This window comes from Aeromonas sp. SG16, from assembly GCF_024436135.1.
Classification (GTDB): domain Bacteria; phylum Pseudomonadota; class Gammaproteobacteria; order Enterobacterales; family Aeromonadaceae; genus Aeromonas; species Aeromonas jandaei.
The window spans coordinates 1-26,384 of record NZ_JANFNW010000010.1 but is presented as its reverse complement, the minus strand read 5'-3'; the positions used below and the strand labels follow the sequence as shown (position 1 = coordinate 26,384).

The following is a 26,384-nucleotide window of genomic DNA, read 5'->3' as shown; positions in this document are numbered from 1 at the left end:
CCGGCCATTAAGCGGGAATATCGGGCTCCACCAGCGCCACCAGCTGGGTCAGCGACTCCTGCCAGCCGAGATAGCACATCTCCAGCGGGATGGCGGCGGGGATCCCCTCCTGCACCACCGCCAGCTCGGTGCCGCAACTCACCGCGGTCAGGATGATGGAGACATGGATTACCCCGGCGAGGCCGGGCTCATCGAAGCGATCGGTGTAGCGAATCCGCTCGCCCGGCACCAGTTCAAGGTATTCGCCGCCGAAGGTCTGGCTATGGCCGCTGGCAAAGTTGGTGAAGGACATCCGAAACGAGCCGCCAACCCGGGCATCCAGATGCTCCACCTGACAGGTAAAACCGTGGGGCGGCAGCCATTTGGCCAGCGCCTGTGCCTCGGTAAAGGCCCGATAGACCCGCATCGGCGGCGCCTTGATGACGCGATGAAGTCGCACTGTTCCTGTTGTCATGTTCACCTCCTTGCTGGATTGAGTCCCAAAGGATAGTCGCCAGCGCGGGAAACGCCCCATCGGGCGGCCCTCCCCTGCGCTAGAAGGGGCCGTTGCTCTCGCGCAGCTTGTCGGGCAGGCCGTCGTGATCGCCCAGCTCGCGCGCGGGCACGTCGTCCCAGTGCAGCTTGCCGAGGGTGATGTTGCGCTCGGGGTGGACGGCGTAGTGGATGCGGTTGTCCTCCCGATCGGTATCGCCGATGCAGAGCAGGCGGACAATCTCGTCGGTGTTGTTGATAAAGGCGTGGGCCAGCCCGTCACCGGCCTTGAAGCCGACCGAGTCGCCCGGTTGCAGCCGATAGAGCACGCCGTCGAGCCAGACATCGGGGGTGCCTTCCAGCACGTGGACGAACTCGTCCTCGGTCTTTTCGGCGTGGGGCCAGCTGGTGCGATGGCCGGGCTCGACGATCTCGTGGTGGATGCCGATGCGGCTGAAGCCAAAGTGCTTGCCGAGGGCGCAACCGCGCGACAGGGGCTCCTGACTGCCGGAGTAGTAGCGCGGCTCCTGCTCTTGCAGCTCGCTCCAGTGTTTGATGCAGGGGTGGCGGTTCATAGTGGTTCCTTATGATGCTATGAGGGGCAGTTAGAAAGGGCCGTTGCGCTCGCGCAGCCGGTCAGGCAGCCCATCGTGAGCACCCAGCTCCCGCTCGGGCACGTCATCCCAATGGCGTGCACCAATCTGGCGGTTGTACTCGGGGTGCAGGGCATAGTGGATGCGGTTGTCGGCGCGATCCCGATCACCTACGCAGAGCAATCGCACCGGCTCATCGGTATTGTTGATAAAGGTGTGGGCCAGCCCGTCACCGGCCTTGAAGCCGACCGAGTCGCCCGGTTGCAGCCGATAGAGCACGCCGTCGAGCCAGACATCGGGGGTGCCTTCCAGCACGTGGACGAACTCGTCCTCGGTCTTTTCGGCGTGGGGCCAGCTGGTGCGGTGGCCGGGCGCCACCAGCTCGTGGTGAATACCGATGCGGCTAAAGCCAAAGTGCCTGCCCAGTGCGCTGCCGAGGGACATCCGCTCCTCGCTGCCGGGGTACGATCCCGGCTCCGGCTCTTGCAGCTCGCGCCAGTGTTTGATGTTGGGGTGACGGGTCATAGCGATTCCTTTTCTATGAGGGGGTGGTCACGGAAGGGTCATCCTAACTGCCAAAATGCGGGGGAGAAAAGCAGAAATCAGTCGGCCAGTTGCACAGCGGATGGTGCGGCGGCGGACTCGGCAACGGACTGATCGCCCTGCTGACAAGGGCTGCGAGCCATGGCGGCAGCCCGCCAGCGGGCCAAAAAAAGAGGGAGCCGCGGGCTCCCCTCTCGATGATGTCGGCGCTTACTTGCCGAGCTTACTTGCCAAGATTGTCGGCCAGCTGTTTGGCACGATTGGCAGCCCACTGGTCGATCATCTTCTCCATCTCCTCGGCGGTGATGGGCGAATCCTTGTGGGTGGTATCCGGGGTCTCGCGGGCATCCATCACCCGTACCAGCAGCTTGCCGCTCTGGGAGTCGAGCAGCTGGGCCATACTGCCTACCTTGAGCAGGTAGGGCTCCTTGCCGATCACTTCGCGGGTAACATTGATGGCGATCTTGGCCGGCATCAGGTCACGCAGTTTCGGGTCGGGGCGGGTCAGGTCGAAGTTGGTGACGGCAGCCTGGATCCGCATCACTTTCGGGCCGGGGGCGGTGGCAATCTTGACGCCGTGCTTGATCAGTTCGCTCTGGAACTTGTCGTGGTAGTAGCGGCCAATCTGGTTCTGTTCGTTGGCGGTCAGCAGATACCACTGGCCATTCTCCTGCCGGATAAACTGCAGCGGATCGAGCAGCACTTCATTGTATTGGCGCAGATCAACGCCCGGCTCCTTGTAGACCCGCTGGTTGGGGTTGCTCTCGTTCGGTTGGAAGGCGCTGAAGGGGACAGTTTGCAGCGACTGCAAGCTGTAGGAGACCTGATTTTTAACGGCGCAGCCGCCCAGAAGGGCCGCCGCCATGGCAACCATCACGACCTTTTTCATATTTGCTCCTGCATTGACCGATTGTTTTTGCTGTGGATTTTGCTCCACACGGCGGGCGATCCCGTGCTGGTTGCCTCCGATTCACCCAGAGAAATACCCTATTTCCCCCTTCTCTCACAAGCGCCATCTGCCGAATGTTCAGGCGCCATCCAAGTTGTCATACGGAAATGGGAAAAATGTCCGCAATCGGTGCAGGGAGATGGGGGACGAATCCCCCACCTCCTCTCTGTCAGGCGATAAGCTCGACGCCCATGCTGGCCAGAATGGAGAGGCTCACCGTCGCAAACAACACGCCGGTGACCAGATTGAGTGGCCGCTGCACCCGTTGCAGCAACTGCTGGGCGCGGGAGGTGGAGAGGCTCCAGGCCAGCATGCCGAACCAGCAGACCGAGATGATAAAGAGCTCGACCACCAGCAGGCTGCGGGTCACTCCATCCACCTCTGGTGACACCATGGCCGCCAGCATGCCGATAAAGAACACCAGCGCCTTGGGGTTGAGCAGGTTGGTGGCGATACCGGCGCGCACGCCCTTACCCCAACCGGATAGCTCGCTGGCGGCGCTCTGCATCACGGTACTGCTCTGCTGGCGGGCTGCCATCAGGGCGCCCCAGCCCAGCCAGCCCAGATAGAGGGCGCCACCGCACTTGATCACCATAAACAGCATGGGGTTGTTGGCGATCAGCATGCTGATGCCGGTCAGGCTGAGGGTGGCATGCACCATGATAGCCAGCGAGATGCCAAGCGCCGCGCCAAGGGCGGTCGGCCGGTGCAGGCTGGTGCGCAGGATCAGGGCAAAATCGGGGCCGGGGCTGGCCAGCCCGATCAGGTGCATAAGGCCAAGGGTTAAGAAAAGACTGGTCAGCATAGCAACTCTCAAAAAAGTGATATGCCGCCAGCATGGCGGATCAGCGGGGAGTCCGGCTTGTAAAAGATTGCATCTGGGCACGAAATTCGGCGGGAGTCAGGCCAAAAGCCTGGCGAAAACCGTGGTGGAAGTGGCTCTGGTCGAAGAAACCGACCGCCAGCGCCACCTCGCTCACCGCCATGCCGCTCGCCAGCAGCCGCTTGCCCTGCTCCAGCCGCAGCCGCTTGAGCCAGGCGTAGGGCGTCATGCCGCTGCGCTTCTTGAACTGGCGCAAAAAGGCGAAGCGATCGAGACCGACCAGCCCCGCCAGCTCCTCCAGCGAGTGAGGCTCGTCGAGCCTGGCCAGCAGATAGTCGCGCAGATAGCGCAGCTGGGGATCGGCCAGCTGGTGCACTTCGGGCGCCAGTTGCAACAATTCCCCGAGCAGGGCGAGCAGCTGCCCCTCGATCAGCAGGCCATCAGCCTGCGGGTTGTCGAGGTAGCTGTGCAGCTGGGCAAAGCCCTGATAGAGGTCGGGCCGGCTCTGCAACCCCTTGTCGAAGAAGGGCTCCGGCTGATCGGGCAGCCAGAGGGAGAGCTGCTTGGGATCGATGGCAAAGACCCGTACCTCGTACCCTTCTGGCAAAAGACTGAGGCCGTCGTGCACTTCGTCCGGGTTGACGGTCGACAGCTCGCCGCGCACCAGGGTGTGGCTGTTTCCCTTGTGAATAAACTTCTGGCCACCCCGCTGCACCAGCCCGATATGGTAGTCGAGATGGACATGGCGACCGTAGCTGAACGCCCGATGATGGGAGTGTGACAGCTCGACCCCCGGCAGGTGCGGGGATTGCCAGTAGCGGATAAGGGAATCAGTAGTACTCATGGGCTATAGATACACCGCAAGCAAGCTGGAGAGCTTGTAGATTATTGCATTCCGGCCGCGCGGTTGCAGCTGGCTCAACGACCACCCAAACGAGCCGGCGGATCCACCAGCGAGACGAGGGGGTGCTGTTCGAACACATGTTGCAACGCCTGCGCCAACGCGGGCTGCTGCGCCGCCAACGTTTTGGCCAGCGCCATGTGAACTTCCAGCGGGGTAACCGGCAGATAGATGAGGCGGGTCGCCACCGACTGCTGGGCCCGGAAGTAGTTGGCCGAGATATCGTTGGAAAAGAGTGCGGCATCGATCCGCCCACGCACCAGCTTCTGCATGTTGCCATGCTCCCAGTTACGCTGGGAGAGAGCATCAATCCGGATCTGAGGATGCTGCAACAGTGGCGGCACGATCGCCTGACTCGACCAGCCAATCGCGGCGCCGTAGAGATCCTCCTGCCGCTCGACCGACCGCAACCGTGATGGCGCCAGCACCACCAGCACTGGCCGCAGCAACAACAGATAAGGCTCGACATAGTGGATATGCTTTGCCCGCTCGGGGGTATAGCTCAACAACGGCGTCAGTTCGCACTCACCACTTTCTAGATTACTGAGCAAGCGCGCGACATTGAGACCCTGCCATGCGATCGGCCGCCCCAGCACGGGCTCTACATGAAGTCTGAAATAGTCGATCACCGGCCCGGAGACCTTGCCCTGCGGATCGATGGAAACCAGTGGAGCCAGCTGGAAAACACATCCCCGCAGGGGCGCACTGGCCGCGACAGATGGGTTGAACATGATAGAGGGAAGAACAAGTGCCGAGAGCACTGACAGCAAACGCATACCTGAAAGAGAAATGCCCATAAGTGCCGACCCAATACCCTGATAGCCATCAGCATGGCACAAGGCAGTAGGGCGGGCTATCTCCCCCCTTGCCCCCAACTTGCCGCCGGATATCACCAGCCGGTTCTATTGCGATAAAAATCAATAAACCCTTTGTTTTGATAGACTTTTTATCATTGCGTATAGTGCCTTCAAAATTCACACCCATCTCTTAAGTGGTACTTTTATGAGACTCTTACTGATTGCCTTATCCTTTTTCGCTGCAACTGCAAGCGCCAGTGAGCAACTGTCCGTGCCTTACTATGACTGGGGTGGCTGCCCCTTTGAAGGATGTACCTATCAGCAGTGGACAACCAAACAGGAAGTGATTGCCAGAGCCGAGCCCTCTTTGACCGCCAAAACCCTGTTCAAGGTACCGCGTGGTAAAAAGGTCGAGGGACTGACCGGCGTGGTCATCGTCGAAAAGCCCGGGACAGTCAAGATTCTGAAACCGGTCAAGCTCGGCTATAACGACAAGGGTGAGGGCCCGTTGCTTAGCCTGAAAGCGGGTGAGCAGCTCTATACCCTGGTCAGCCTGGGGGAAGGGGCGATGCGGTTCTGGTACAAGGGCAAGACCTATACGCTGGACTATGACTACGAGCGCCCCCAGATCAAATATGGCGCCACACCGAAAAGCCAATGGTGGGTAAAAATTCGTGACCAGCAAGGACGTGAGGGCTGGGTTGCCGAAGCCAAAAACTTCGCCCATATGGATCGTTTCGAGTAATAACGGCAGCCTGCCCCAAGCTCGGGGGCAGGCTGTTGACGAGAGTTACAGCCCGGGTTGCAGCTTCATCTCCTGCAAATACTCCTGCACCTGCTGCTTGTAGTCCGCCTGATAGGAGAACTTGGTGCTGTCGCTCGCCGCAATCAGGTTGACTGCGGTGCAGAACAGGGTGGCCGCCAGCAGCCCCTTGCCAACCCACTGCGGATAACGACGGCTCCAGCGCACCAGCAGCAGCAGGATCGGGAACAATGCGTAGGGGAAGATCAGCATCAGGTGCCAGTAGTTGAAGATGATGGGCGACAGCGCCGCACTCACCAGCACCGCCAGCACCGCCGCCAGTGCATAGAGGCCGAGCCAGCTCTCGCCATCTACTGGCGCACGGTCGCTGCGCAGCAGACGCGGCTTGAGTTCCCGCCACAGCTGCCAGTTGGCCTTGGCCGCCAGCAACACAGTTGCGGAACCCACGCCGTAAATCACGATCCGCCACAGCCAGATCGCTGCCATCTGCAGGTATTCGTGCCCCGCCAGCCAGATAAACTGGGTGTCGTTGACCAGCTTGCTGGCAAACAGCCAGGAGCCATAGCGCAGCCAGTAGAGCACTGATTTCAGCACCGGATAGACATGCACCAGCCCCCAGCCGATATAGCGCTGCCGCGCCTCGGGATCGACGTTCTGGGTGATGTGGCTGTTGCTCATCACTTCCATCGCGTAAGGGATCAGGGAAGCACCGATCAGCAGGGCAGCCACCACCACCCCGCTCCAGCTCACCTTGAGAATGCGGCGCCAGAAGAGATAGGTGGACATCACCGCCAGCAGCGGCCAGGAGTAGTGCAGCTGCATCGCCATGCCGATGGCCAGCAGGTGGACGATCATGTGCCAGAAGGAGGCTCGCTCGCGCATATGCCAGGCCGACCAGCAGTGCATGGCCGAGAAGAGGAACAGATAGGAGGGGTTGTAGAGCAGACTCTCGTACTGGAACCAGGGGTTGAGCCAGCAGAGCACCAGAAACAGCAGGCGCACCCTGTCATCAAACACCTGACGGATCACAGCATCAAACAGCAGGAACCCGACCAGCCGCATCGCCAGCAGCAGCACCATGGGGGCATAGGGAGAGTCCCACAGCAGCAGCGGCCCACCGATCAGCCAGGCCGACAAGCTGCCCGGCACATTGCCCACCGCACTCGCCGCATTGCCATAGCTGAGCCAGACCCCCTCATAGGCCCCAAGGTAACCCTTGTAGAGCATCTGGGTCTGATCGCCGGTGAGGAGTTGCAACTGGAAGAAAATCAGGGAGATCAACAGCCCCCCACCAAGGCCCAGATAAAACAACCCGTTAAATCCGCTCCTCTTTTGTAATTCGTTCAATCCCTGTGGCTCCTGTTATGTAGGGTTCTTGCAATTCATCGAGGCAATCCATCTGACGAAGGTCTGCTCGAACTCGTTCATATCCAGCGAATTGATATCCTGACTGGTCAGCGATTTGGAAAACAGCGTCATCGCATCACGGGTATTGGGGTGCCACTCAGCGTAGTTTTCACCTCCCCCGCCCAGATCCGGGTTATAGAGCCCCAGGATCGGCAAGTTCAGCCCCGCAGCAATATGCACGGTGGAGGTATCCACCGACACCAGACCAACCGAGTGACGCAGCTGGGTAAAGAGCCCGCCGAGCGATGGTGCCTCTGGCGACAGCAGGATCCGTGCTGGCTCGCTGGCTTTATCGCGCAATGTGGCGACCTCCTGCTCCATCCCTGGCGGGAAAAGCAGGCAGAGGGTTTGCTGGCAATGGGCCAGCATCAGCTCCAGCATGCGGGCAATCATCTCCGGTCGCAGACGGCGGGCGCCACCGCTGCCATACGGGTTGAAAGCGATCACCTGTTGCGCGGCAGGCCACCATGCTGCCAGATTTTGCTCCCACTCGGGACTATGGGGGATCACATATCGGGTATCGGGATCGCGAATCCCCATGCTGTCCAGCAGCGCTGCGAACTTGTCGGCAAAGTGGCGTCCGGCCGTGCGTTCGCCAAGCTTGATATCAATGGAAGCCAGCGCATCATCCATGCCCGCAATGTGGCAGGCATCGACCTGATTCAAAAAGTAGATATCTTTCATCTTCAGCGACTTACCAAGATGGACCAGATATCCGACCCGCCCCAGAGAGTGCGCCAGCGCTTTCAGCTCGCCATAAGCCGGACGCTTGGGTACCTCGATGACTCGATCTGCTCCCAGATGATCGCGAAATAGCGGGGCCATGGCATGAGTCGTCACGACCCACACTTCCCGCTCTGGCTGGGCCCGGCGGATTTCCCGTGCAACCCAGGAGGAGACGATGGCATCACCCAGCTTGGCATCCCAACGAAGCAGCACCACCTTGCCACTGCCATCGTCAGCCGGGCGACTGCGCGCCCGGTCAAACAACCAGCGACCCAACCGGCGACGCAATACATCGCGCGCCAGTTGCAGCTCATTAATCAGTCCCATGGAGACCTCGGAATGCAAACAAAGGGGATCAGGATACCAGCATGCTGTTGAGGGCGGCACTCACTTCGGCCACCTTCAGGGTCGCGAGGCTCTCTCCCGGGGCTCTCACCAGCTGATGGGAACCATAAAGGGGAATAAAAGCATCGCGCCACGGCTCGCTGTTCATCAGGATCAGGGTAGGAACCTCGTAGGAGGCCGCAATGTGGATGATCGAGGTATCGGTGGATAACACGGCGCACGCATCGCGGATCAGCGTCGCTGAATCCAGAATCGAATCCGGATAGATGGTAGTGAGATCCGGCCGGGCAACAGCCAGTGGTTCGCGACTAAACAGCAGATAGCGAAGATTGTCATGAGCAGGCAAAGCCCGCAGCAACTCACCTTGCAGCTCACTGCCAATGGTATTGCCACGCTGGCTGCCAGCCAGATTGACGATCACATAGCGCCCAAAACTGCGGGTCTCATAATCGGGATTACAGGGGCAGGGAATATTGGTTGCTGAGGTTTCACCCTCAGCAATAGCCAGCATCCGGTTGACGAAGTGAGGCTCGCGAGCGGGTGCAACTTCACGAGCTCGCAGCCGGAAATCGGGCAGCAATCTCTGCTGATTGTCGCTTTTGCGTCGCAGCGGCAAAGAGACCAGACGACCATTGGCAACAAACAGCATCTTGGCCATCGCCAGTTCGTCCGGCTCATCGAAGAGATTGATCACCAGATCAAACTGTCGTGCCTTCAATGCTCGTAGCTGACGCCAACCGTCTGCATCCCACAGACGATCGTTCAGCGTAACGGGATGGCAGGCCACCACTCCGTCTACGGTACGAGCCAAGGTTGCATTGCGCGGACTGCACAGCAGCTCAACGGCGGCCTCTGGATAACGCCGTTTCAGGGCATCCAGTGCTGGCAGTGACAACACAAAGTCACCGATGGCATCGAAACAGATAACGAGCAGAGAGCGGACTGGCTCTTCAATCTTCTTCGCCGCAGGCTGGGCACAAAGCAGTTGGCGAGCAAACCGGAACTTGGCAAATTTCTTCAGATTCATGCTTTATTCGCCCGACACTGACTGCTTGTCGTCGACGCCCTGCTCGAGATAGTGACCATAAGCACGATCGTCAATCGTGGTGGCAAACAGATCGACATCAAGGCAGCAAGGTTCAACACCGGAAGCGCTCACGCCAGTCAATTGCAGGAGCCCCGTCAGATAGTCCGCCGGCATCCGTACCGGATAGGCCCTGGCCAATAACTTCTTGGCCCCCTCCTGCGTCAATATGTAACCGGCAGCAGACAGCACCGCTCGTCTGGAACCTTTGCTGGGCGTCCTGTATTTGGCAAGCCTGTAACCCTCTGGCAGGGCTCGCAAAAGAGGCCATTTTTTAGCCTTGCCATGGTGCAGGAAGACAATGTCGGAGCGATTGCAGGAGGCTATCTTTTCAACGATTTTCTTGAAGTGCATATGCAGGTAAGCGTCATCTTCAAGAATGACACAACGCTCGATACCCTTTGCGACCATCATCTCGTAAAGCTTGATATGACTAAGTGCGCACCCTATCTCGCCAGGGCTCAGTTCATGTCCGGAAAAAGCCTTGGCTTCAACCATATCAACCAGTCCGACATCTCCTTCCGTCAAGTTACGGCCATCAATGGCATCAAAAAAGCTGAATTCAATGCCTAAATGCTTCATCTGCTTGCACGCCATCTCTCGGCGTTCGGCACTACGTGAAAGACTGATGACAAAAACTGGGATCATGTTATCTACCATCCGAACCCCCTCATTCATCGAGCAAGGGGGATGAAATTGTTTATAAAAGCTCGCGCAACATATTATCAAATTCTCTCAAGACACTCTCACTTGAATATTTGGCAAGGTCAATATTTGATAATTTCGGGGGAGGGTTGAGCAATGCATCAGTCAATGCAGGCACATCCCCCATAGGTACCAAGGTACCCAGCCGCCCACGCTCAAGAACCTCACTGGGGCCAACAGGGCAATCGGTAGAAATAACCCGGCCACATAGCAATAATGCCTCTACCAACACCAACCCGAATCCCTCTCCCCGTGAACTCAGAACGAAGGTATCAGCATGCTTCATCCATACATAGGGGTTGGCTTTAAGACCGATAAAATGAACGCGGTCATGCAAATTCAAGTTAGCGGCTACCGATTGCAGATAGTCCCTATCGGGACCGTCACCAATAATAACTAAGTCTTTATCAAACTCATGATCCAAGGCTTTAGCATAAGCCAGTATTAAGCCTTCAATATCCTTGGTCTGTTCGTCCAGACGAGAAACACTTAAGACATATTTACCTTGTAGCAAGACTCTTTCTACAGGTGAATTCTCTTCATATTTATCAGCATATTTTTCTATATGAGAAAAATCAAAAGGGTTATAAACAACTCGAGTTTTTGCCAACCAATCCATTTTCTCATGCAGAAGCTCAGCAAGCATATCCTGACAAATCAAAACCACTCTGTCGTATTTATCGCACCTTTTCCTCATATGTCTTTTTCGCAACTCAAGATTATAAAAGCTTGAATGCAACCACATCACCTTTGGCTTGGAGCAGCGTTTCAAATACTTGAAAAAATCGCCGTCAAGGAAATCAACCACCAAGTCACTACTTTCAACAAGCTTATTTATTTTTTGTCTTTTCCTTATTGAATAAATAAATTTTGAAAAGAAAGGGGAGTCAACATTAAAATCGACATTTACAACTGTTGCTATTTTGGCGATGTCTTTAGCTACAACATATTCTCTGCTATCCTCGTTTGTAGCAATAGTAATATGGTAGCCATAATTATCCACCAATCCCTTTACATAAGTGAGGAGAACTTTTTCTGCCCCCCCCATACCTAGCGAATGAATAAAAAACAGAAGGCGTTTAGTCATGAGGTAACCTTGTCATTGAATCTGCCTTCGTTTTTGAAGCATATAAAAAACAAAGAAATCAAATATATATAGAGAGTGTTTTGGTGTTCTATTGGAACATCAGTAAGAGCACAAACGAATGTGCCCAATGTTATTATAAAGCCTACAGAGACAAGTTTTGATTGGCGCCAAAAAAATCTCATTGGATAAACTAACATGGCCAATGCTGCTAGCAGTCCCATAACACCTCTGATGACCATATTTTGCATAAACTGGTTATGCGCATGATACATGCCATAACTAACATAGAAGTCATTTACTAGGCCATCTAAGAGTTGTTGTTGCTGCATAGTTTTAAAACCATCTAACCCTACACCTAGCAATGGGCTACCCACAAACCCTGCCCAGGCGCTCTTCCATGCCATTAGCCTCAATCCCCACGATGATGTGTAATTGTTACTTTCCATCATATTAACTTCAGAAATACTTTCATGAATACGTGCTCTTAACATATCACTCTCATAGAAAGTTATTGCCAGTACACAAGATAGTATTAAAAACCACGACAAATATTTTATTGGTTCTTTTATTGCTTTAGCAATAAGTACAAAAGCAACTACGACAATCAGTGCCAGCCATACACCTCGACTTTGAGATAAATATATAGCCGAAATTGCAAGTATCGCGCTAACAATATAACTATATCTGGTTAAAACAGTGGATGACTCTTGTGCGAAAAAGCTGTTCAAAATTGCTAAAATCAGAGCCCCTTGAGCAAACAGGATAGCATTGGTAAACCCCTCAACCCGAAACATTCCATTATGATATTGCCACATAGCAAGCAAACCAATAGCAATCCCACCAACAAGGGAACCCAACTTGAATGCATTAACCAAAACTGGCTCTCTTGGCATTAACAAGAAGAATGCCAAAATATATAACAGGTTTCTAATCAACCAGCTTTCATCATCGTGGACTAATCGGCTGATACCAATTGCTATAATATAAATAAGAACACACCAATAAATATTCCTTGCTGATACCCCAACCAGCGCTTTATTTCCAACAAAGTAATTTATCACCCCTACTACGGATGAAAAAACCAGCAAATTGGTCAGATAATGCGGGCCTAATGGAACAATGAATAGCCCACACAATGTGAAAAATAACGTTAATGAACAGAGTACAATACTAAGTCGATAACAGTATTTTGCAGCTAGCGTCATGGTCATGCCTTTCTAAAAACATAATTCCCGCGGATCTTGCGCCATAGCCCGAATACATCAGTTCGAGGGAAAATGGCGATCCGGCGGATCTGGTAGGGGTCCTGGTGCATCGCTTTGGGGCCGCTGTTGGTGGCAACGGCAAAACGATACCCTGCAACGATAGCCTGCTCCTTGGCACTCTCGTTGATATCTCCGTAAGGATAGGCAAACGAGAGCAACGGCTGTCCAAGCAAGGCCTCAAGCTGGCGTTTGTTTTCCTGAATTTCATGGGCTTGCTGCTCTGGTGGGAGCTTGCTCAGGCGAGGATGAGTCAGAGTGTGACCACCAATCTCCACATGACCACTCGCCGCCAATACCTTGACCTGCTCGCCATTCATCAGGGAAACAGATGTATCTGGATTGGTCGGATGCTCCACATCCCAACGGTTATAACCTTCGCCAGTCACCACGTACACCACGGCTTTGTAACCATATTTTTCCAGCAGGGGCAGCATGCGGGTCAGATTGTCCTGATAGCCGTCATCGGCGGTGATCATCAGGTACTTCTTGCCGTATTGCAGACGGTGGATAAAGCCTTTGTCCGCCAGATCGCGGAAAGTCAGGGTCTCGTAGCCGAGCCACTTCATCAGGCGTAGGTGCTTTTCGAACATGGTGATCGGCATCCAGGTACCGTGCACCCCTTTCTCGCTCTCGTGTTCGATAAAACGGTGGTACATGATGACCGGCATCTCGCGGCGCAGGGTTTCAACCACTGCATCCTGATAGATGGTTTCGAGGCCGGATACTACCCCCTGCAAGCCGTACTCACACTGAATCCGCTGGCGAATGGCTTCCGGCACCACCTTGCAGGCCAGAGCGGATTTGATTTCGCCCTTCAGCGCAGCAAAATCGATAGCCAGATCCTTGGGACCGATATCGCCGAAGTTGCTGGCCAGAGCATCATCCAGATTCTGTTCGGTCACCAGACCGATGGCCTTGGCTTCGCCGATAGCGAAGGCGGGCCGACCGCACAGCAGCGCTTCCATGGCTACCCGACCGGCACCAATTACCAGGTCGCAACCCGCCAGCAGAGCTGGCACATCATCGACATAACCGACAAACTCGGCACGATCCTGAAAACGGGCAAAACACTCGGGCACGCGGGTACCGCTGACAATCCGCACCTTGCAGGCATCCAGATCGAGTACTTCGTCGAGCAGGCGGTAGCACAGCTCCCCTTTGGGGCCACTCAAACGGCCAATGATAGCGATCATCGGCTTGTCATTATCCGGCGCCGGCACGGGCTGGAACTTGTCGGTCTCGATACCGTTGCGCAGCACCTGCACGATAGCGGGATCCACGCCAAGGTTGTCGATGATCTGCCGGGCGATATCCTCGCAAACGGCGACCGCCCTGAACCCAAGGGCATGGAAGGCTTTGCGGGATGCGTGTACCGGCTGGCGGCCATGTACCGTGGTGATCATCGGGGTGCCAGTCAGTTTGCAGGCAACATAGCTGCTCCAGCCGGAGGCACGGGAGTGAGCATGTACCAACTGGATATGGTGCTTCTTGATGAGATAGATAAGGTAAAAGACGTGCCAGAAACGGCGCAGGATACTGCGCTTGTTGAATCGAAGCTTGAAGACTGGACCAAGGGTTGGCTTGGTCAGCGTATCCGACACATAAAAGACGTTGTGACCACGCCGGGTCAGTTCGTTGCCGACCGTGGTGGCATAAACCTCGGCGCCCGTCACTTCGAGCTGGGAGAGTGCCATCAATATGTTCATTGCGTGGTTACCCGGTAGAAACTGAGAAAAACAGTGACAAACAACAGAGCCGGAAACAGGTATGGCCTGCTTCCGGCTTGTCTACATAGGCAGTGTAAAACTCACCCGTTAGCGGTTGAGCCACGCCATGTAATCTGCAACCCCTTCGGCCACAGTCTTGAACTCGGCGTCATAACCTGCGTTGCGCAGCTTGGTCATGTCGGCCTGGGTAAAGCTCTGGTAGCGACCCTTGAGGTGATCCGGGAAGGGGATGTATTCGATAGAACCCTTCTGATGATGCTTGATCACCGCTTCGGCCACGTTCTGGAACGGCTCGGCACGACCGGTACCACAGTTGAAGATGCCGGAGTGCTGCGGGTTCTGCCAGAACCAGAGGTTTACCTTGCAGACGTCGTCGATATAGATGAAGTCACGCATCTGGCCACCGTTGGGGAAACCATCGCAACCTTCGAACAGCTTGGGATTCTCGCCCTTCTTCACCTGGGTGTTGAGGTGGAAGGCAACGGAGGCCATGGAGCCTTTATGCTGCTCGCGCGGGCCGTAGACGTTGAAGTACTTGAGGCCAACGACCTGTGAGTTGATCTCCGGCATCCAGCGGCGCACGTACTGGTCGAACAGCTGCTTGGAGTAGCCATAGACGTTGAGCGGCTCTTCGAACTTGGGATCTTCGATGAAGTTGTCGTTGCGACCGCCGTAGGTGGCGGCAGAAGAGGCATAAATGAAGGGAATTTCACGCTCGATGCAGTAGTGGAACAGGTCCTTGGAGTACTCGTAGTTGACCTCCATGATGAACTTGCCGTTCCACTCGGTCGTCGCCGAGCAGGCACCTTCGTGGAAGATAACCTCAATGCCGTCCCACTCTTCGAATTCGTCGCCGGAAACGATACGCGCCTGGAACTCGTCTTTGTCCATGTAGTCAGCGATGGTCAGATCGACCAGGTTGACGAACTTGGTGCCGTCGGTCAGGTCATCAATGACCACGATATCGGTCCGTCCTTGAGCGTTCAGCTGCTTGACCAGATTGCTGCCGATAAAGCCAGCACCGCCAGTTACTACGATCATGGAGTTTGCCTCTCGTACGTTGATGGCTACATGTGACTGCTTGTTAAAGCTGTGTATAGTGAGCCAATTTGAAATTGCCGAAAAGTTTATCACGGGCAGTCTGGGGATTCGACCTTGTTCCATTTGCCCCGGACGGAACCCGTTGGAGGAATGAGTGATGAAGACCAGAGACAGGATCATTCACAGCGCCACCGAGCTGTTCAACGATCAGGGTGAGCGCAACATCACCACCAACCATATTGCGGCGCACATGGGCATCAGTCCGGGCAACCTCTATTACCACTTCCGTAATAAAGAGGACATCATCCACTCCATCTTCGATCAATATGCCCGCCACCTGAGCGAAAGCTTTATCCCGACCCGCAACCGTGAAATCACTCTGCAGGATTTGATGGGTTATCTGGATGCCATCTTCTATCTGATGTGGCAGTTCCGCTTCTTCTACGCCAACCTGCCGGACATCCTGAGCCGGGACGAGCCACTGCAGCAGAAATACCTCAAGGCGCAGGAGCAGATGAGATCCTCGGTCGTGACCCTGCTCAAGAGCCTGCGCGAAGGGGGCATCATAGATGTGACTGACGCGGATCTGCCGGATCTCGGCCAGACCATCAAGATGGTGGTCACCTGCTGGATCCCGTTCCAGATTGCCCAAGCACCCAATACCCGCATCACCAAGCCACTGCTCTATCAGGGAGTACTAAAGGTGCTGTTTCTACTGCGCCCCTACGTGCAACCGCAAGTCGCCGAACAGATCCGGCAGCTGGAGCAGCACTACCGCCAACTGGCCCAACCAGCCGGGTGAGATCTGTTTCACAATTGTTTAATTGCAGAACAATAATTTGAATTAACCGCAACAAACTGAAGTAAAATGTGGCCCTCTGTTGATACTCAGCTGAAATAGCCAATAAGGATCGAGGATGTCTAACGGATTCTATCGTCACCTGACCGAGCAACTGCATCAGGTTCAAGCTGAAGGGTTGTACAAGCAGGAACGCATCATCACCTCCGCCCAGCAGGCAAGCATCGCCGTGGGTGGGGAGCAGGTACTGAACTTCTGTGCCAACAACTATCTGGGATTGGCCAACCACCCGGATCTGATCGCCGCAGCCCATCAGGGCCTCAACAGCCACGGCTTCGGTATGGCCTCGGTACGCTTTATCTGCGGCACCCAGGATCAGCACAAGGAGCTGGAGCAGAAGATGTCTGCCTTCCTGGGCACTGAAGACACCATCCTCTACTCCTCCTGCTTCGATGCCAACGGAGGTCTGTTCGAGACCCTGTTCGGCGCCGAAGACGCCATCATATCCGATGCACTCAACCACGCCTCTATCATCGATGGCGTGCGTCTGTGCAAGGCCAAGCGTTATCGCTACGCCAACAACGACATGGCCGAGCTGGAAGCCCAGCTGAAACAGGCTGACGCCGATGGCGCCCGCTTCAAGCTGATCGCCACCGATGGCGTCTTCTCCATGGATGGCGTTATCGCCGACCTCAAATCTATCTGCGATCTGGCCGACAAATACGATGCGCTGGTGATGGTGGATGACTCCCACGCCGTCGGTTTCATCGGTGAAAACGGTCGTGGCACCCACGAATATTGCGGTGTGATGGATCGGGTCGATATCATCACAGGCACTCTGGGCAAGGCGCTCGGTGGCGCCTCCGGCGGTTATACCTCCGGCAAGAAAGAGGTGATCGACTGGCTGCGCCAGCGCTCCCGCCCCTACCTCTTCTCCAACTCGCTGGCCCCCTCCATCGTTGCAGCCACCATCAAGGTGATCGACATGCTGGCCGAAGGTCACGACCTGCGCGCCCGCCTGCAGGAGAACAGCCGCTACTTCCGCGAGCGCATGAGCGCCGCAGGCTTTACCCTGGCTGGCGCCGATCACGCCATCATTCCGGTGATGCTGGGCGATGCCAAGCTGGCTGCCGAGATGGCCAGCCGCATGCTGGCGGCTGGTATCTACGTGGTAGGTTTCTCCTTCCCGGTAGTGCCGAAAGGTCAGGCGCGCATTCGTACCCAGATGTCCGCCGCCCACACCCGCGAGCAACTGGACAAGGCGATCGATGCCTTCATCCGAATTGGCCGCGAGCTCGCCATCATCTGATTTGCATCGAGGGGCCCTGTGCCCCTCCCTTCTTTCCGCATTCATAGCAAAGGATCCGCCATGAAAGCCCTGTCCAAACTCAAGCCCGAGATCGGCATCTGGATGACCGACGTTCCCACACCGGAGCTGGGCCACAACGACCTGCTGATCAAAATTCGCAAAACCGCCATCTGCGGTACCGACATCCATATCTACAACTGGGATGAGTGGTCGCAGAAGACCATTCCGGTCCCCATGGTGGTAGGCCACGAATATGTCGGCGAAGTCGTCGCTATCGGCCAGGAGGTGCGCGGCTTCGCCATCGGCGATCGCGTCTCCGGTGAAGGCCACATCACCTGCGGCCACTGCCGCAACTGCCGTGCCGGTCGCACCCACCTCTGTCGCAACACCACGGGGGTGGGCGTCAACCGGCCGGGGGCCTTCGCCGAATATCTGGTGATCCCTGCCTTCAATGCCTTCAAGCTACCGGACAACATCCCGGATGAGCTGGCCGCCATTTTCGACCCGTTTGGCAATGCTGTGCATACCGCCCTCTCCTTCGATCTGGTGGGTGAAGATGTACTCATCACCGGCGCTGGCCCCATCGGCATCATGGCTGCCGCCGTCTGCCGCCATGTCGGTGCCCGCCACGTGGTGATCACCGACGTCAACGAATACCGGCTGGAACTGGCCCGCAAGATGGGCGCCACCCGTACCGTCAACATCGGCAAGGAGAAGCTAGCCGACGTGATGAGCGAGCTGGGAATGACGGAAGGGTTTGACGTGGGGCTGGAGATGTCCGGCGTACCGAGCGCCTTCCAGGAGATGCTCGACAAGATGAACCATGGCGGCAAGATTGCCATGCTCGGCATTCCACCCTCGACCATGGCCATCGACTGGAACAAGGTGATCTTCAAGGGGCTGTTTATCAAAGGGATCTATGGCCGCGAGATGTTCGAAACCTGGTACAAGATGGCCAGCCTGATCCAGTCAGGACTGGATCTCTCCCCCATCATCACCCACCGCTTCCACATCGACGAATTCCAGCAAGGCTTTGATGCCATGCGCTCCGGCCACTCCGGCAAGGTGATTCTGAGCTGGGATAAATAACCTGTTGCCCTTAACTTGTTAAAACCCGGCATCCGCCGGGTTTCTTTTTCAGAAGCACATCGTCAGGCAGCGTGATACGGGCCAAAAGTTTACTCGCAGAGTGTTTAACACTTCACACACAAGCGTTTAAATGGCTGTAACTATTCGGTTATAATCCGTCCGGTTCACAGGGATAATAAGAGAGTGCTGGGAGTATATGAGCGTGCTGAAAAAACTGAGCTATCTGCTGGCTGTCGGTATGACCGCTGTCAGCCTGTCCGGAGCAGCATTTGCTGCTGACGATATGTCACCGGATGCCATTGCCGAACGGATCAAACCGGTCGGTCAGGTCTATACCGCCAAGGATCTGGAAGGTATTGCCGGTGCGGGCGCAGCGCCTGCGGCAGCCGCTTCTTCCGGCCCGCGCGATGGCGAAACCGTGTTCAAGGGCGCCTGCTTCGCCTGTCACGACACCGGTGCAGCCGGCGCGCCCAAACGTGGCGACAAAGCGGCTTGGGAGCCCCGTATCGCCCAGGGCATTGAAACGCTCAAGAAGCATGCCATCGGTGGCTTTACCGGCAAATCCGGCATGATGCCTCCGCGCGGCACCTGCGCAACTTGTAGTGACGAAGAGATTGAGAACGCCATCCACTACATGATCGACAAGCTCTAAGTATTTGAAAGGGCCGCATATGCGGCCCTTTCAATCTATCGCCTTCCAGCTACTCTTGTATGGTAGACATACTCGGGAGTTGCTCATCTTATGTCGTCCCAATCCATTGAATCCCACTATTCAACTCCTCTGCTGGCGTTGGTCTCGGCCATTATGGACTTTCCCGCGCCACACACAGCAACGACCGACAACTACGACGCCCTGATCCAGCAGATTGATCAACTCTGCCCTCTGCAACATTTTGGCATGCTTGGCCTCTCCGATACCGGATTGAACTGGGTCTATGCCCACAAGATCAGTGACTCGTTCAAACAGCAGCTGGGACGGGAGCAGTCCCGAATCACCGATCAACTGACCCAGCTGGATGAAGCCGATGGCTGGTGCGTTTTTCCTATCGAACATGGCCAGGTACAGTGGTTGCTGGCACGCAGCACACCAACAGATCTCCCGACCCTGCGCCTTCTGCTCGAATGTCTGGCCAAACGGCTGACCGAAACCCAGGCAGGCTCCCATCTGGCAGAGCCCCCCTCTCCACTGATCCGCAAAGACCCCAACTGGCAGAAGAAAATCGAGAGCATCAGCCGCATCATGCGACTGGCCAATACCCTTCCCGGTCAAGCGCTCTTCTCCCAGCTGGAAGCTGTGCTGCGCCAGATGCTGGCTATTGAGGACATGCTGCTGGTTAGGCTCAATACTCACAAGCTGGAAAAGGTCTACCCAGCGACCCCGCATCAGAGCGATGAATTCATCAGCGGTCTGTGTCATAGCACCAGCAATATCGAGGTCAGCAAAGAGTCGCTGTTCTGGCACAGCATGCCGCTGCGCCTGCAACAACAGTATTTCGCTCACTTCATCATCAGCACGTCCACCCCATTGGAGGCAGATGACAAACTCTTCCTCGACTTTTTGCGTGGCCAGCTCACGCTGCTGCTTGAGCTGAAGCGGATCCGTCAGCAGCTTAACGACATCAATACCGAAGACTCCATCAACCAGCGCCTCCAGCAGCTGCGCCAGACCAACCTCAGATTGCAAAAGCAGCTCAAACAGCATCAGGAGCTGGAACGCAGACTGCAATTTGACGCCCTGCACGACCCTCTAACCCAGCTGCCCAACCGGGCTTTGCTGATGAATCACCTCAACCACGCAATGACCCACTACAACCGCTACAAATCGCCCGGGTTTGCCGTGATTTTTATCGATGTGGATCACTTCAAGCAGATCAACGATACCCTGGGCCACAGCGCTGGGGATCAGTTGCTGAAAGAGGTAAGCCGCCGCCTGCAAACCTGCATTCGGCAAAATGACTTGGTGGCAAGGCTGGGAGGGGACGAGTTCGTCATCTATCTGGACAGTAGCAAGAACGATGACGACATCAGCCCGGTTTTGAACCGGATCATCAGCCGGCTCTCCTACCCTTTCAGGCTGCTCGGCAACGAGCTGAGCATCACCGTCAGCCTGGGCGTCTCTATCGCATCCGAACAAACAACGGACATCAGCCAGTTGCTTCATCAGGCCGATCTCGCCATGTATCAGGCCAAGCGCAATGGCCGCAGCCGCATCGTCAGCTACTCGGAGGATTGCATCAACCAGAACTGGAACTCGCCGGAAGAGATGCTGGCCAGAGCACTGCGCGAAGGGCGTATCGTCCCCTACTTCCAGCCAGTGATCCGGCTGCAAGACAGCCGGCTGACCGGCCTTGAGGTGATGGCTCGCTGGCTGACGGAAGAAGGTGTGCTGAAAGATGCCTTTGATTTCATCCCGCTGGCGGAACAGTGCGGCCTTATTCTCGAGCTGGATTACCAGATCCTGCGCCACACCTGCCAGCAGCTGAAAAACTGGTTGCCACTGTCGGGACAGAGCAAATTCAAGGTGGCTATCAATCTCTCCGGCAAGCATCTGGTCAACCACGACCATATCATGCGGCTGATAACCATTCTGGAAGAGGAGGGGGTCTCCCCCAGCTACCTGATATTTGAATTTAACGAGCGGGAGCTGTCGCGGCAGGATTCCGATGCGCTGGCCTCGCTGCACGAGCTGCGCGCCAAGGGCATCCAGATCAGCCTCGACGATTTTGGGACCGGCTTCTCCTCCCTCAACGCTCTGTTCCACTTCCCGGTGGACTACATCAAGGTGGATGACAGCTTTACCCAGCGCATGTTGCAGTCCCCCAAAGACCTCGCACTAATCCGCGCCATGCGCGACATCTGTCAGGATCTGGATTACACCCTGGTAGTGGAAGGCATAGAGAACCAGCAGCAATTGCAAAAACTGATCGATATTGGCTGCCGGATGGGACAGGGTCGTTATATCTCACCGCCCATGCCAGGCACCGACATAGTCCCGCTGCTTACCCCGGCCAGCCTTTAGGGTCAATCCTTCTTGAACATGGCACGCAGATTGGCCACCGCCATCTGCCCCTTCTGCTGGCGCTCCTCGGCTGTCACCTTCTTCTGGTTTTCCCATTCAAGGTCATCCTGCGGCAGCTCCAGCAGGAAGCGGCTCGGCTCCGGACGCACAGACTCGCCGTACTGACGCCGCTCCTTGCAAAGAGTAAAGGTCAGCTCGGTCTGGGCGCGGGTGATGCCCACATAGGCGAGGCGCCGCTCCTCCTCCACGTTGTCCTCGTCGATGCTGGTCTGGTGGGGCAGCAAACCCTCTTCCATGCCCACCATGTAGACATAGGGAAACTCCAACCCCTTGGAGGCATGCAACGTCATCAACTGCACCTGATCCGCGTCGTCCTCCCCCTCGTTGCGCTCCATCATGTCGCGCAGAGTGAGGCGAGTAACCACCTGAGCCAGCGTCATCGACTCCTCCAGCTCATCCCCCTCCAGCATCTCGGTGATCCAGCGATAGAGGGTAGAGACGTTCTGCATCCGCATCTCGGCTGCTTTCGGGCTGGGCGAGGTCTCGTAGAGCCACTCTTCGTAGTGGATCTCCTTGATCATGTCCCGCACCGCCTCCACCGGATTGCCACGCAACGCCTCATCGCCAAGGCGTACCAACCAGTTGGTGAATGCCTGCAGGGCCACGAGGCCCCGCCCGGAGAGGTGCTGCTCCAGCCCCAGCTCAAAGCTGGCGGCAAACAGGCTCTTGCCCCGCTGGTTGGCGTACTGGCCCAGCTTCTCCAGCGTAGTGGGGCCAATCTCGCGGCGCGGCAAGTTGACCACCCGCAGGAAGGCAGTGTCCTCGTCCGGATTCACCAGCAACTTGAGGTAGGCCATGATGTCCTTGATCTCGGTGCGGGAGAAAAACGAGGTGCCGCCGGAGATGCGATAGGGAATCCGGTTGGTCATCAGCGCCTTCTCGAAGATGCGCGACTGATGGTTGCCTCGATAGAGGATGGCGTAATCCTTGAACCGGGTGCGGTTCATGAACTTGTGGCCCATCATCTCGGCGGCGATGCGCTCCGCCTCGTGCTCCTCATTCTTGGCAAACAGCACCTTGACCGGCACCCCGTAATCGAGCTCGGAGAAGAGCGCCTTGTCGAACACATGTGGATTGTTGGCGATCAGGATGTTGGCGCACTTGAGGATGCGCCCCTTGGAACGGTAGTTCTGCTCCAGTTTGATGAGCCGCAGATTCGGAAAGTCTTCGTTCAGCAGCACCAGGTTCTGCGGCTTGGCGCCGCGCCAGGAGTAGATGGACTGGTCATCGTCCCCCACCACGGTGAAGCGGGCGCGCTCGCCGACGATCTGCTTCACCAGCTCGTACTGGCTGGTGTTGGTGTCCTGATACTCGTCGACCAGCAGGTAGCGGATCTTGTTCTGCCAGCGGGTGCGCACCTCCTCGTTGCTCTTGAGCAGCAGGGTCGGCATCACGATGAGGTCGTCAAAATCCAGCGCGTTATAGGCCACCATCTGGCGGTGATAACGCTCGTAGAGCTGGGCCATCAGCACCTCTTCCGGGCCACGGGCGATACGCATGGCGCGGGCAGGCAGAATAAGGTCGTTCTTCCAGTTGGAGATCTGGGTAATGAGGGCCGAGAGCTTGTCCTTGTCGTTGTCGAGCTCGTCTTCAGTCAATTCTTTCAGCAGAGCCAGCTGATCGGTATCGTCGAACAGGGAGAAGTTCGCCTTGAGATTCAGGCTCTTGTGCTCCCGGCGGATGATCTCGAGCCCCAGAGTATGGAAGGTGGAGACCATCAGCCCCCGCGCTTCCTTGCGGCCCAAAGTCTGGCCGACCCGCTCCTTCATCTCCCGTGCCGCCTTGTTGGTGAAAGTGACGGCGGCAATGTTGCGCGCGTTGTAGCCGCACTGCTGTACCAGATAGGCAATCTTGTTGGTGATGACGCGGGTCTTGCCCGATCCGGCACCCGCCAGCACCAGGCAAGGGCCGGAAACATACTTGACCGCTTCGTTCTGATTGGGGTTGAGCTTCATGGGCCGGATCTCTTGGCTTATGATGAGGGGCGGCATTGTACCAGAAATCACCCGACGAGCCGTACCTGCTGCACGGCAGGCAACCGCCAATCGGGCTTATCGCGCCTTGTGTTCGGGCGCTATTTTCAGGATCATGGCCGACCTTTCGAGATGATGACTTTTTCCGGATGATGAGGGGAGCATGAATCAGCAACAGCATGACCAGCTGCGCAGCCAGTTTCCGGCCTTGGCGCAGGTGGTAAACGGCCATCCTCTGGTCTATCTGGACAACGCCGCCACCACCCAGAAACCGCAAGCGGTACTGGATGCCATCGCTCACTACTATCGGGCCGACAACGCCAACGTGCACCGTGCTGCTCACGCCCTGAGCGGCCGCGCGACCCGCGCCTTCGAAGATGCCCGCAAGACGGTCGCCCGCTTTATCAATGCGCCCCGCAGCCACGAAGTTATCTGGACCCGTGGTACCACAGAAGCGATCAATCTGGTAGCCCAGAGCTGGGGGATGAGCGAGCTCAAGGCGGGGGACGAAATAATCCTCAGCACGCTGGAGCATCACGCCAATATCGTCCCGTGGCAACTGGTCGCCCAGCGTACCGGAGCGGTGATCCGGGTTATCCCGCTCGATGAGCGGGGCGATCTCGATCTGGCCGCCTATCACGCCATGCTGGGGCCACGGACCCGACTGGTAAGCGTGGCCCACGTCTCCAATGCCCTTGGCACCGTCAATCCAGTCAAAGATATGGTGGCAGCGGCCAAGGCAGTCGGCGCTCTGACCCTGCTCGACGGAGCCCAGGCGGTGGCTCATCTCGAGGTGGATGTGCAGGCCATCGGTTGCGACTTCTACGCCTTCTCCGGTCACAAGCTCTATGGCCCGACCGGCATCGGTGTGTTGTGGGGCCGCACCGAACTACTGGAGCGGATGCCGCCCTGGCAAGCCGGTGGCGAGATGATCGATCGGGTCAGTTTCAGCGGCACAACCTTCAATACCCTGCCCTTCAAGTTCGAGGCGGGCACCCCCCATATTGCTGGCGCTATCGGCCTCGCCGCAACCATCGACTTTATGATGGCGCAAGACCGGAGCTCATTAGCCAAGCATGAAGAGGCGCTGACCAGCTATCTGGTCGCAGGCCTGCAACAGGTGCCGGGGCTGCGCCTGATCGGCGAACCCGACCAGCGCGCCGGTGCGGTCTCTTTCTTGCTCGAGGATATCCACCCGCAAGATGCCGCTACCCTGCTCGACATGCAGGGGATCGCCCTGCGAGTCGGCCATCACTGCGCCATGCCGCTGATGGAATCGCTCGGGATCGGCGGCACCATGCGCGCCTCATTGGCCTGCTACAACAATCAGGACGATGTCGACGCCCTGCTGGCCGCCCTGCACAAACTCAGTGACTTCTTCTAAGGCAGATAACCGAATGAGTGACCTCGCAAGCTATACCCAGATTGGCCTTGAGCCCAACGCCGACACCATCCGCCAGCAGTTTGCCGCAGCCCACGGCTGGGAGAACCAGTACCGGCTCATCATCCAGCTCGGCAAGCTGTTACCCGCGCTACCGGGCGAGTGGCAGCAGGAGGCATTCCGCCTCAAGGGGTGTGAAAGCCTGGCCTGGCTGAAGGGAGAACAAAGCGAAGATGGTTGCTGGCACTTTGCCTGTGATTCCGATGCCCGCATCGTGCGGGGCCTTATCGTCATCGTGCTGGCTGCGCTCAACCACCAATCGTCTGTGGCGATCCAAGCGTTTGATATGGATGGGTATTTTACCGAACTGGGGCTTGAGAAACACTTGAGCCCATCACGAGGTAACGGGCTCAGAGCGATCGTACTGGCGATCCGGGAACAAGCCGTCTAACCCGCCTTGTTCAGTGGTCGATCAGGCTTCGCCAATCGACCCTGTGTCTTCATTGCCGGCCTCTTTCTCGGCGCGGGCACCCCGTTCGGCAATCTTCTTCAATACCCGGGAGGCGGCGACCAAGCCAAAGGTGGCCGTCACCGGCGTCACGGCACCGAAGCCGGAGGCGCAATCCATCTTCATGTTGCCATCGCTGGCCGCCTTGACCTGACAGGTGCCACCATTGCCATCCGGATAGCTCAGCTGCTCGGTTGAGAAGACACACTCCACCCCGAATTTGCGCGCCGGATTCTTGCTGAAGTTGTGCAATCGGCGCAAATCGGAGCGCACCTTGGCGGCCAACGGATCTTGAATAGTCTTGGCCAGATCGGCCACGGTAATTTGGGTCGGGTCCATCTGCCCGCCAGCACCACCCGCCACAATCACCGGGATCTTGTTGCGCTTGCAGAAGGCAATCAGCGCCACCTTGGCCTTGACCGAGTCGATGGCGTCCACCACATAGTCAAATTCCCGTTTGATATGCTCGGTCAGATTGTCGGCAGTAACGAAATCGTCCACCTCGATCACTTCGCAATCCGGATTGATGGCGCGAATACGCTCGGCCATCACCTCGGTCTTGAGGCGACCAACCGTGCCCTGCATGGCGTGGATCTGGCGATTGGTGTTGGTGATACAGATATCGTCCATGTCGATCAGGGTGATCTGGTTGATGCCGGCGCGGGCCAGCGCCTCGGCAGCCCAGGAGCCAACGCCGCCAATCCCCACAACACAGACTTTCGCCTGGCTAAAGGAACGCAGGGCGTTCTGACCATAAAGACGGGCAATGCCCCCGAATCGCTGTAGATATTCTGCTTTCATACCACCACCTTGCTTGAGGGCGGCCATTATAGCGACAACCACCGCCAGCGGCGATGGCAGTTGCGGAGAAAATTGAGGAGTGAAAACAGACTAAACAGCAAAAGAAGAGGTAATAAAAGGTCAATAATCAGACGATTTTCTGATTTTCAGGCAATAAAAAACCCCGCTCGATGAGCGGGGTTTCTTGTATTGGGTGCCTGGCAGTGTCCTACTCTCGC

General features: G+C 56.7%; 25 protein-coding genes. 8 read left to right on the top strand and 17 right to left on the bottom strand.

The features are described from left to right. Positions 1-7: 7 nt before the first annotated feature. The 7 genes from NOM67_RS18420 to NOM67_RS18390 form a co-directional block, all read right to left on the bottom strand. Positions 8-454, bottom strand: a complete 447-nt coding sequence (locus tag NOM67_RS18420) for an SRPBCC family protein (protein WP_043850592.1) — start codon at positions 452-454, stop codon at positions 8-10. A 79-nt stretch (positions 455-533) separates the two neighbouring features. Further along, on the bottom strand, positions 534-1,046 hold the full coding sequence (locus NOM67_RS18415) for a cupin domain-containing protein (RefSeq protein WP_043850591.1): 513 nt from the start codon (positions 1,044-1,046) through the stop codon (positions 534-536). Positions 1,047-1,076: 30 nt separating this feature from the next. Further along, complete coding sequence (locus NOM67_RS18410) at positions 1,077-1,589, bottom strand: cupin domain-containing protein (RefSeq protein WP_255939121.1); 513 nt, start codon at positions 1,587-1,589, stop codon at positions 1,077-1,079. A 241-nt stretch (positions 1,590-1,830) separates the two neighbouring features. Continuing rightward, entirely contained in the window at positions 1,831-2,496 is a 666-nt protein-coding gene (locus NOM67_RS18405; protein WP_042029579.1) for a DUF3313 domain-containing protein, read from the bottom strand. Positions 2,497-2,725: 229 nt separating this feature from the next. Further along, positions 2,726-3,361: a LysE family translocator gene (locus NOM67_RS18400; protein WP_041209799.1), complete on the bottom strand. Its 636-nt coding sequence runs from the start codon at positions 3,359-3,361 to the stop codon at positions 2,726-2,728. Between the two features lie 40 nt (positions 3,362-3,401). Beyond that, the gene (locus NOM67_RS18395; protein WP_071913899.1) at positions 3,402-4,223 is read right to left on the bottom strand and encodes an AraC family transcriptional regulator; all 822 of its coding nucleotides are present in this window, start codon (positions 4,221-4,223) and stop codon (positions 3,402-3,404) included. Positions 4,224-4,297: 74 nt separating this feature from the next. Beyond that, positions 4,298-5,011 (bottom strand): ABC transporter substrate-binding protein, encoded by a 714-nt coding sequence (locus NOM67_RS18390; RefSeq protein WP_240620066.1) that lies wholly within the window; start codon positions 5,009-5,011, stop codon positions 4,298-4,300. 337 nt (positions 5,012-5,348) lie between these two features. Between NOM67_RS18390 and NOM67_RS18385 the strand changes: the two genes are divergently transcribed. Continuing rightward, complete coding sequence (locus tag NOM67_RS18385; protein ID WP_255939110.1) at positions 5,349-5,822, top strand: hypothetical protein; 474 nt, start codon at positions 5,349-5,351, stop codon at positions 5,820-5,822. Positions 5,823-5,867: 45 nt separating this feature from the next. On the opposite strand, the gene NOM67_RS18380 is transcribed toward NOM67_RS18385, so the two are convergent. The 8 genes from NOM67_RS18380 to rfaD all read right to left on the bottom strand — a co-directional run bounded on the left by NOM67_RS18380 (position 5,868) and on the right by rfaD (position 15,227). Continuing rightward, positions 5,868-7,067 carry a 3-deoxy-D-manno-octulosonic acid transferase gene (locus tag NOM67_RS18380; protein ID WP_201913881.1) on the bottom strand — a complete coding sequence of 400 codons (1,200 nt, stop codon included), beginning with the start codon at positions 7,065-7,067 and terminating at the stop codon, positions 5,868-5,870. Positions 7,068-7,202: 135 nt separating this feature from the next. Then, positions 7,203-8,300, bottom strand: coding sequence for a glycosyltransferase family 9 protein (locus NOM67_RS18375; protein WP_156854408.1), 1,098 nt, complete (start codon positions 8,298-8,300; stop codon positions 7,203-7,205). 28 nt (positions 8,301-8,328) lie between these two features. Continuing rightward, a complete protein-coding gene (locus tag NOM67_RS18370; protein ID WP_232354424.1) occupies positions 8,329-9,345 on the bottom strand; it encodes a glycosyltransferase family 9 protein in 1,017 nt (338 codons plus the stop codon). Positions 9,346-9,348: 3 nt separating this feature from the next. Next, on the bottom strand, positions 9,349-10,062 hold the full coding sequence (locus NOM67_RS18365) for a glycosyltransferase family 25 protein (protein WP_232354425.1): 714 nt from the start codon (positions 10,060-10,062) through the stop codon (positions 9,349-9,351). Positions 10,063-10,102: 40 nt separating this feature from the next. Continuing rightward, on the bottom strand, positions 10,103-11,194 hold the full coding sequence (locus NOM67_RS18360; protein ID WP_156854410.1) for a glycosyltransferase: 1,092 nt from the start codon (positions 11,192-11,194) through the stop codon (positions 10,103-10,105). Further along, entirely contained in the window at positions 11,191-12,399 is a 1,209-nt protein-coding gene (locus NOM67_RS18355; RefSeq protein ID WP_198038030.1) for an O-antigen ligase, read from the bottom strand. The genes NOM67_RS18360 and NOM67_RS18355 overlap by 4 nt, the downstream gene beginning before the upstream one ends. Positions 12,400-12,401: 2 nt before the next feature. After that, a complete protein-coding gene (locus tag NOM67_RS18350) occupies positions 12,402-14,165 on the bottom strand; it encodes a polysaccharide deacetylase family protein (RefSeq protein ID WP_156854414.1) in 1,764 nt (587 codons plus the stop codon). A gap of 108 nt (positions 14,166-14,273) precedes the next feature. Continuing rightward, positions 14,274-15,227, bottom strand: a complete 954-nt coding sequence (rfaD, locus tag NOM67_RS18345) for an ADP-glyceromanno-heptose 6-epimerase (RefSeq protein WP_255939100.1) — start codon at positions 15,225-15,227, stop codon at positions 14,274-14,276. 157 nt (positions 15,228-15,384) lie between these two features. On the opposite strand from rfaD, the gene NOM67_RS18340 reads away from it, so the two are divergent. The 5 genes from NOM67_RS18340 to NOM67_RS18320 all read left to right on the top strand — a co-directional run bounded on the left by NOM67_RS18340 (position 15,385) and on the right by NOM67_RS18320 (position 21,443). Further along, on the top strand, positions 15,385-16,029 hold the full coding sequence (locus NOM67_RS18340) for a TetR/AcrR family transcriptional regulator (RefSeq protein WP_043850581.1): 645 nt from the start codon (positions 15,385-15,387) through the stop codon (positions 16,027-16,029). 115 nt (positions 16,030-16,144) lie between these two features. After that, positions 16,145-17,335: a glycine C-acetyltransferase gene (locus NOM67_RS18335; protein ID WP_156854416.1), complete on the top strand. Its 1,191-nt coding sequence runs from the start codon at positions 16,145-16,147 to the stop codon at positions 17,333-17,335. Between the two features lie 60 nt (positions 17,336-17,395). Next, complete coding sequence (gene tdh, locus NOM67_RS18330) at positions 17,396-18,424, top strand: L-threonine 3-dehydrogenase (protein WP_071913880.1); 1,029 nt, start codon at positions 17,396-17,398, stop codon at positions 18,422-18,424. 196 nt (positions 18,425-18,620) lie between these two features. Further along, the gene (locus NOM67_RS18325; RefSeq protein ID WP_041209812.1) at positions 18,621-19,076 is read left to right on the top strand and encodes a cytochrome c5 family protein; all 456 of its coding nucleotides are present in this window, start codon (positions 18,621-18,623) and stop codon (positions 19,074-19,076) included. A gap of 90 nt (positions 19,077-19,166) precedes the next feature. Continuing rightward, positions 19,167-21,443, top strand: a complete 2,277-nt coding sequence (locus tag NOM67_RS18320) for a bifunctional diguanylate cyclase/phosphodiesterase (RefSeq protein ID WP_255939093.1) — start codon at positions 19,167-19,169, stop codon at positions 21,441-21,443. 2 nt (positions 21,444-21,445) lie between these two features. Here NOM67_RS18320 and rep read toward each other — a convergent pair whose 3' ends face one another. After that, a complete protein-coding gene (gene rep, locus NOM67_RS18315) occupies positions 21,446-23,458 on the bottom strand; it encodes a DNA helicase Rep (RefSeq protein WP_041209814.1) in 2,013 nt (670 codons plus the stop codon). A 181-nt stretch (positions 23,459-23,639) separates the two neighbouring features. Here rep and NOM67_RS18310 point away from each other — a divergent pair, with 181 nt between their 5' ends. Continuing rightward, entirely contained in the window at positions 23,640-24,860 is a 1,221-nt protein-coding gene (locus NOM67_RS18310; protein ID WP_255939088.1) for an aminotransferase class V-fold PLP-dependent enzyme, read from the top strand. Positions 24,861-24,873: 13 nt separating this feature from the next. After that, positions 24,874-25,308: a SufE family protein gene (locus tag NOM67_RS18305; protein ID WP_255939085.1), complete on the top strand. Its 435-nt coding sequence runs from the start codon at positions 24,874-24,876 to the stop codon at positions 25,306-25,308. 21 nt (positions 25,309-25,329) lie between these two features. Here NOM67_RS18305 and tcdA read toward each other — a convergent pair whose 3' ends face one another. After that, positions 25,330-26,166: a tRNA cyclic N6-threonylcarbamoyladenosine(37) synthase TcdA gene (gene tcdA, locus NOM67_RS18300; protein ID WP_255939082.1), complete on the bottom strand. Its 837-nt coding sequence runs from the start codon at positions 26,164-26,166 to the stop codon at positions 25,330-25,332. Positions 26,167-26,384 lie beyond the last annotated feature (218 nt).

What these genes read in the sequence shown, in the direction of transcription:
- NOM67_RS18420 (WP_043850592.1), bottom strand. Translation starts at nt 454, where the DNA reads ATGACAACAGGAACAGTGCGACTTCATCGCGTCATCAAGGCGCCGCCG.
- NOM67_RS18415 (WP_043850591.1), bottom strand. Translation starts at nt 1,046, where the DNA reads ATGAACCGCCACCCCTGCATCAAACACTGGAGCGAGCTGCAAGAGCAG.
- NOM67_RS18410 (WP_255939121.1), bottom strand. Translation starts at nt 1,589, where the DNA reads ATGACCCGTCACCCCAACATCAAACACTGGCGCGAGCTGCAAGAGCCG.
- NOM67_RS18405 (WP_042029579.1), bottom strand. Translation starts at nt 2,496, where the DNA reads ATGAAAAAGGTCGTGATGGTTGCCATGGCGGCGGCCCTTCTGGGCGGC.
- NOM67_RS18400 (WP_041209799.1), bottom strand. Translation starts at nt 3,361, where the DNA reads ATGCTGACCAGTCTTTTCTTAACCCTTGGCCTTATGCACCTGATCGGG.
- NOM67_RS18395 (WP_071913899.1), bottom strand. Translation starts at nt 4,223, where the DNA reads ATGAGTACTACTGATTCCCTTATCCGCTACTGGCAATCCCCGCACCTG.
- NOM67_RS18390 (WP_240620066.1), bottom strand. Translation starts at nt 5,011, where the DNA reads ATGTTCAACCCATCTGTCGCGGCCAGTGCGCCCCTGCGGGGATGTGTT.
- NOM67_RS18380 (WP_201913881.1), bottom strand. Translation starts at nt 7,067, where the DNA reads ATGCTCTACAAGGGTTACCTTGGGGCCTATGAGGGGGTCTGGCTCAGC.
- NOM67_RS18375 (WP_156854408.1), bottom strand. Translation starts at nt 8,300, where the DNA reads ATGGGACTGATTAATGAGCTGCAACTGGCGCGCGATGTATTGCGTCGC.
- NOM67_RS18370 (WP_232354424.1), bottom strand. Translation starts at nt 9,345, where the DNA reads ATGAATCTGAAGAAATTTGCCAAGTTCCGGTTTGCTCGCCAACTGCTT.
- NOM67_RS18365 (WP_232354425.1), bottom strand. Translation starts at nt 10,062, where the DNA reads ATGGTAGATAACATGATCCCAGTTTTTGTCATCAGTCTTTCACGTAGT.
- NOM67_RS18360 (WP_156854410.1), bottom strand. Translation starts at nt 11,194, where the DNA reads ATGACTAAACGCCTTCTGTTTTTTATTCATTCGCTAGGTATGGGGGGG.
- NOM67_RS18355 (WP_198038030.1), bottom strand. Translation starts at nt 12,399, where the DNA reads ATGACGCTAGCTGCAAAATACTGTTATCGACTTAGTATTGTACTCTGT.
- NOM67_RS18350 (WP_156854414.1), bottom strand. Translation starts at nt 14,165, where the DNA reads ATGAACATATTGATGGCACTCTCCCAGCTCGAAGTGACGGGCGCCGAG.
- rfaD (WP_255939100.1), bottom strand. Translation starts at nt 15,227, where the DNA reads ATGATCGTAGTAACTGGCGGTGCTGGCTTTATCGGCAGCAATCTGGTC.
- NOM67_RS18340 (WP_043850581.1), top strand. Translation starts at nt 15,385, where the DNA reads ATGAAGACCAGAGACAGGATCATTCACAGCGCCACCGAGCTGTTCAAC.
- NOM67_RS18335 (WP_156854416.1), top strand. Translation starts at nt 16,145, where the DNA reads ATGTCTAACGGATTCTATCGTCACCTGACCGAGCAACTGCATCAGGTT.
- tdh (WP_071913880.1), top strand. Translation starts at nt 17,396, where the DNA reads ATGAAAGCCCTGTCCAAACTCAAGCCCGAGATCGGCATCTGGATGACC.
- NOM67_RS18325 (WP_041209812.1), top strand. Translation starts at nt 18,621, where the DNA reads ATGAGCGTGCTGAAAAAACTGAGCTATCTGCTGGCTGTCGGTATGACC.
- NOM67_RS18320 (WP_255939093.1), top strand. Translation starts at nt 19,167, where the DNA reads ATGTCGTCCCAATCCATTGAATCCCACTATTCAACTCCTCTGCTGGCG.
- rep (WP_041209814.1), bottom strand. Translation starts at nt 23,458, where the DNA reads ATGAAGCTCAACCCCAATCAGAACGAAGCGGTCAAGTATGTTTCCGGC.
- NOM67_RS18310 (WP_255939088.1), top strand. Translation starts at nt 23,640, where the DNA reads ATGAATCAGCAACAGCATGACCAGCTGCGCAGCCAGTTTCCGGCCTTG.
- NOM67_RS18305 (WP_255939085.1), top strand. Translation starts at nt 24,874, where the DNA reads ATGAGTGACCTCGCAAGCTATACCCAGATTGGCCTTGAGCCCAACGCC.
- tcdA (WP_255939082.1), bottom strand. Translation starts at nt 26,166, where the DNA reads ATGAAAGCAGAATATCTACAGCGATTCGGGGGCATTGCCCGTCTTTAT.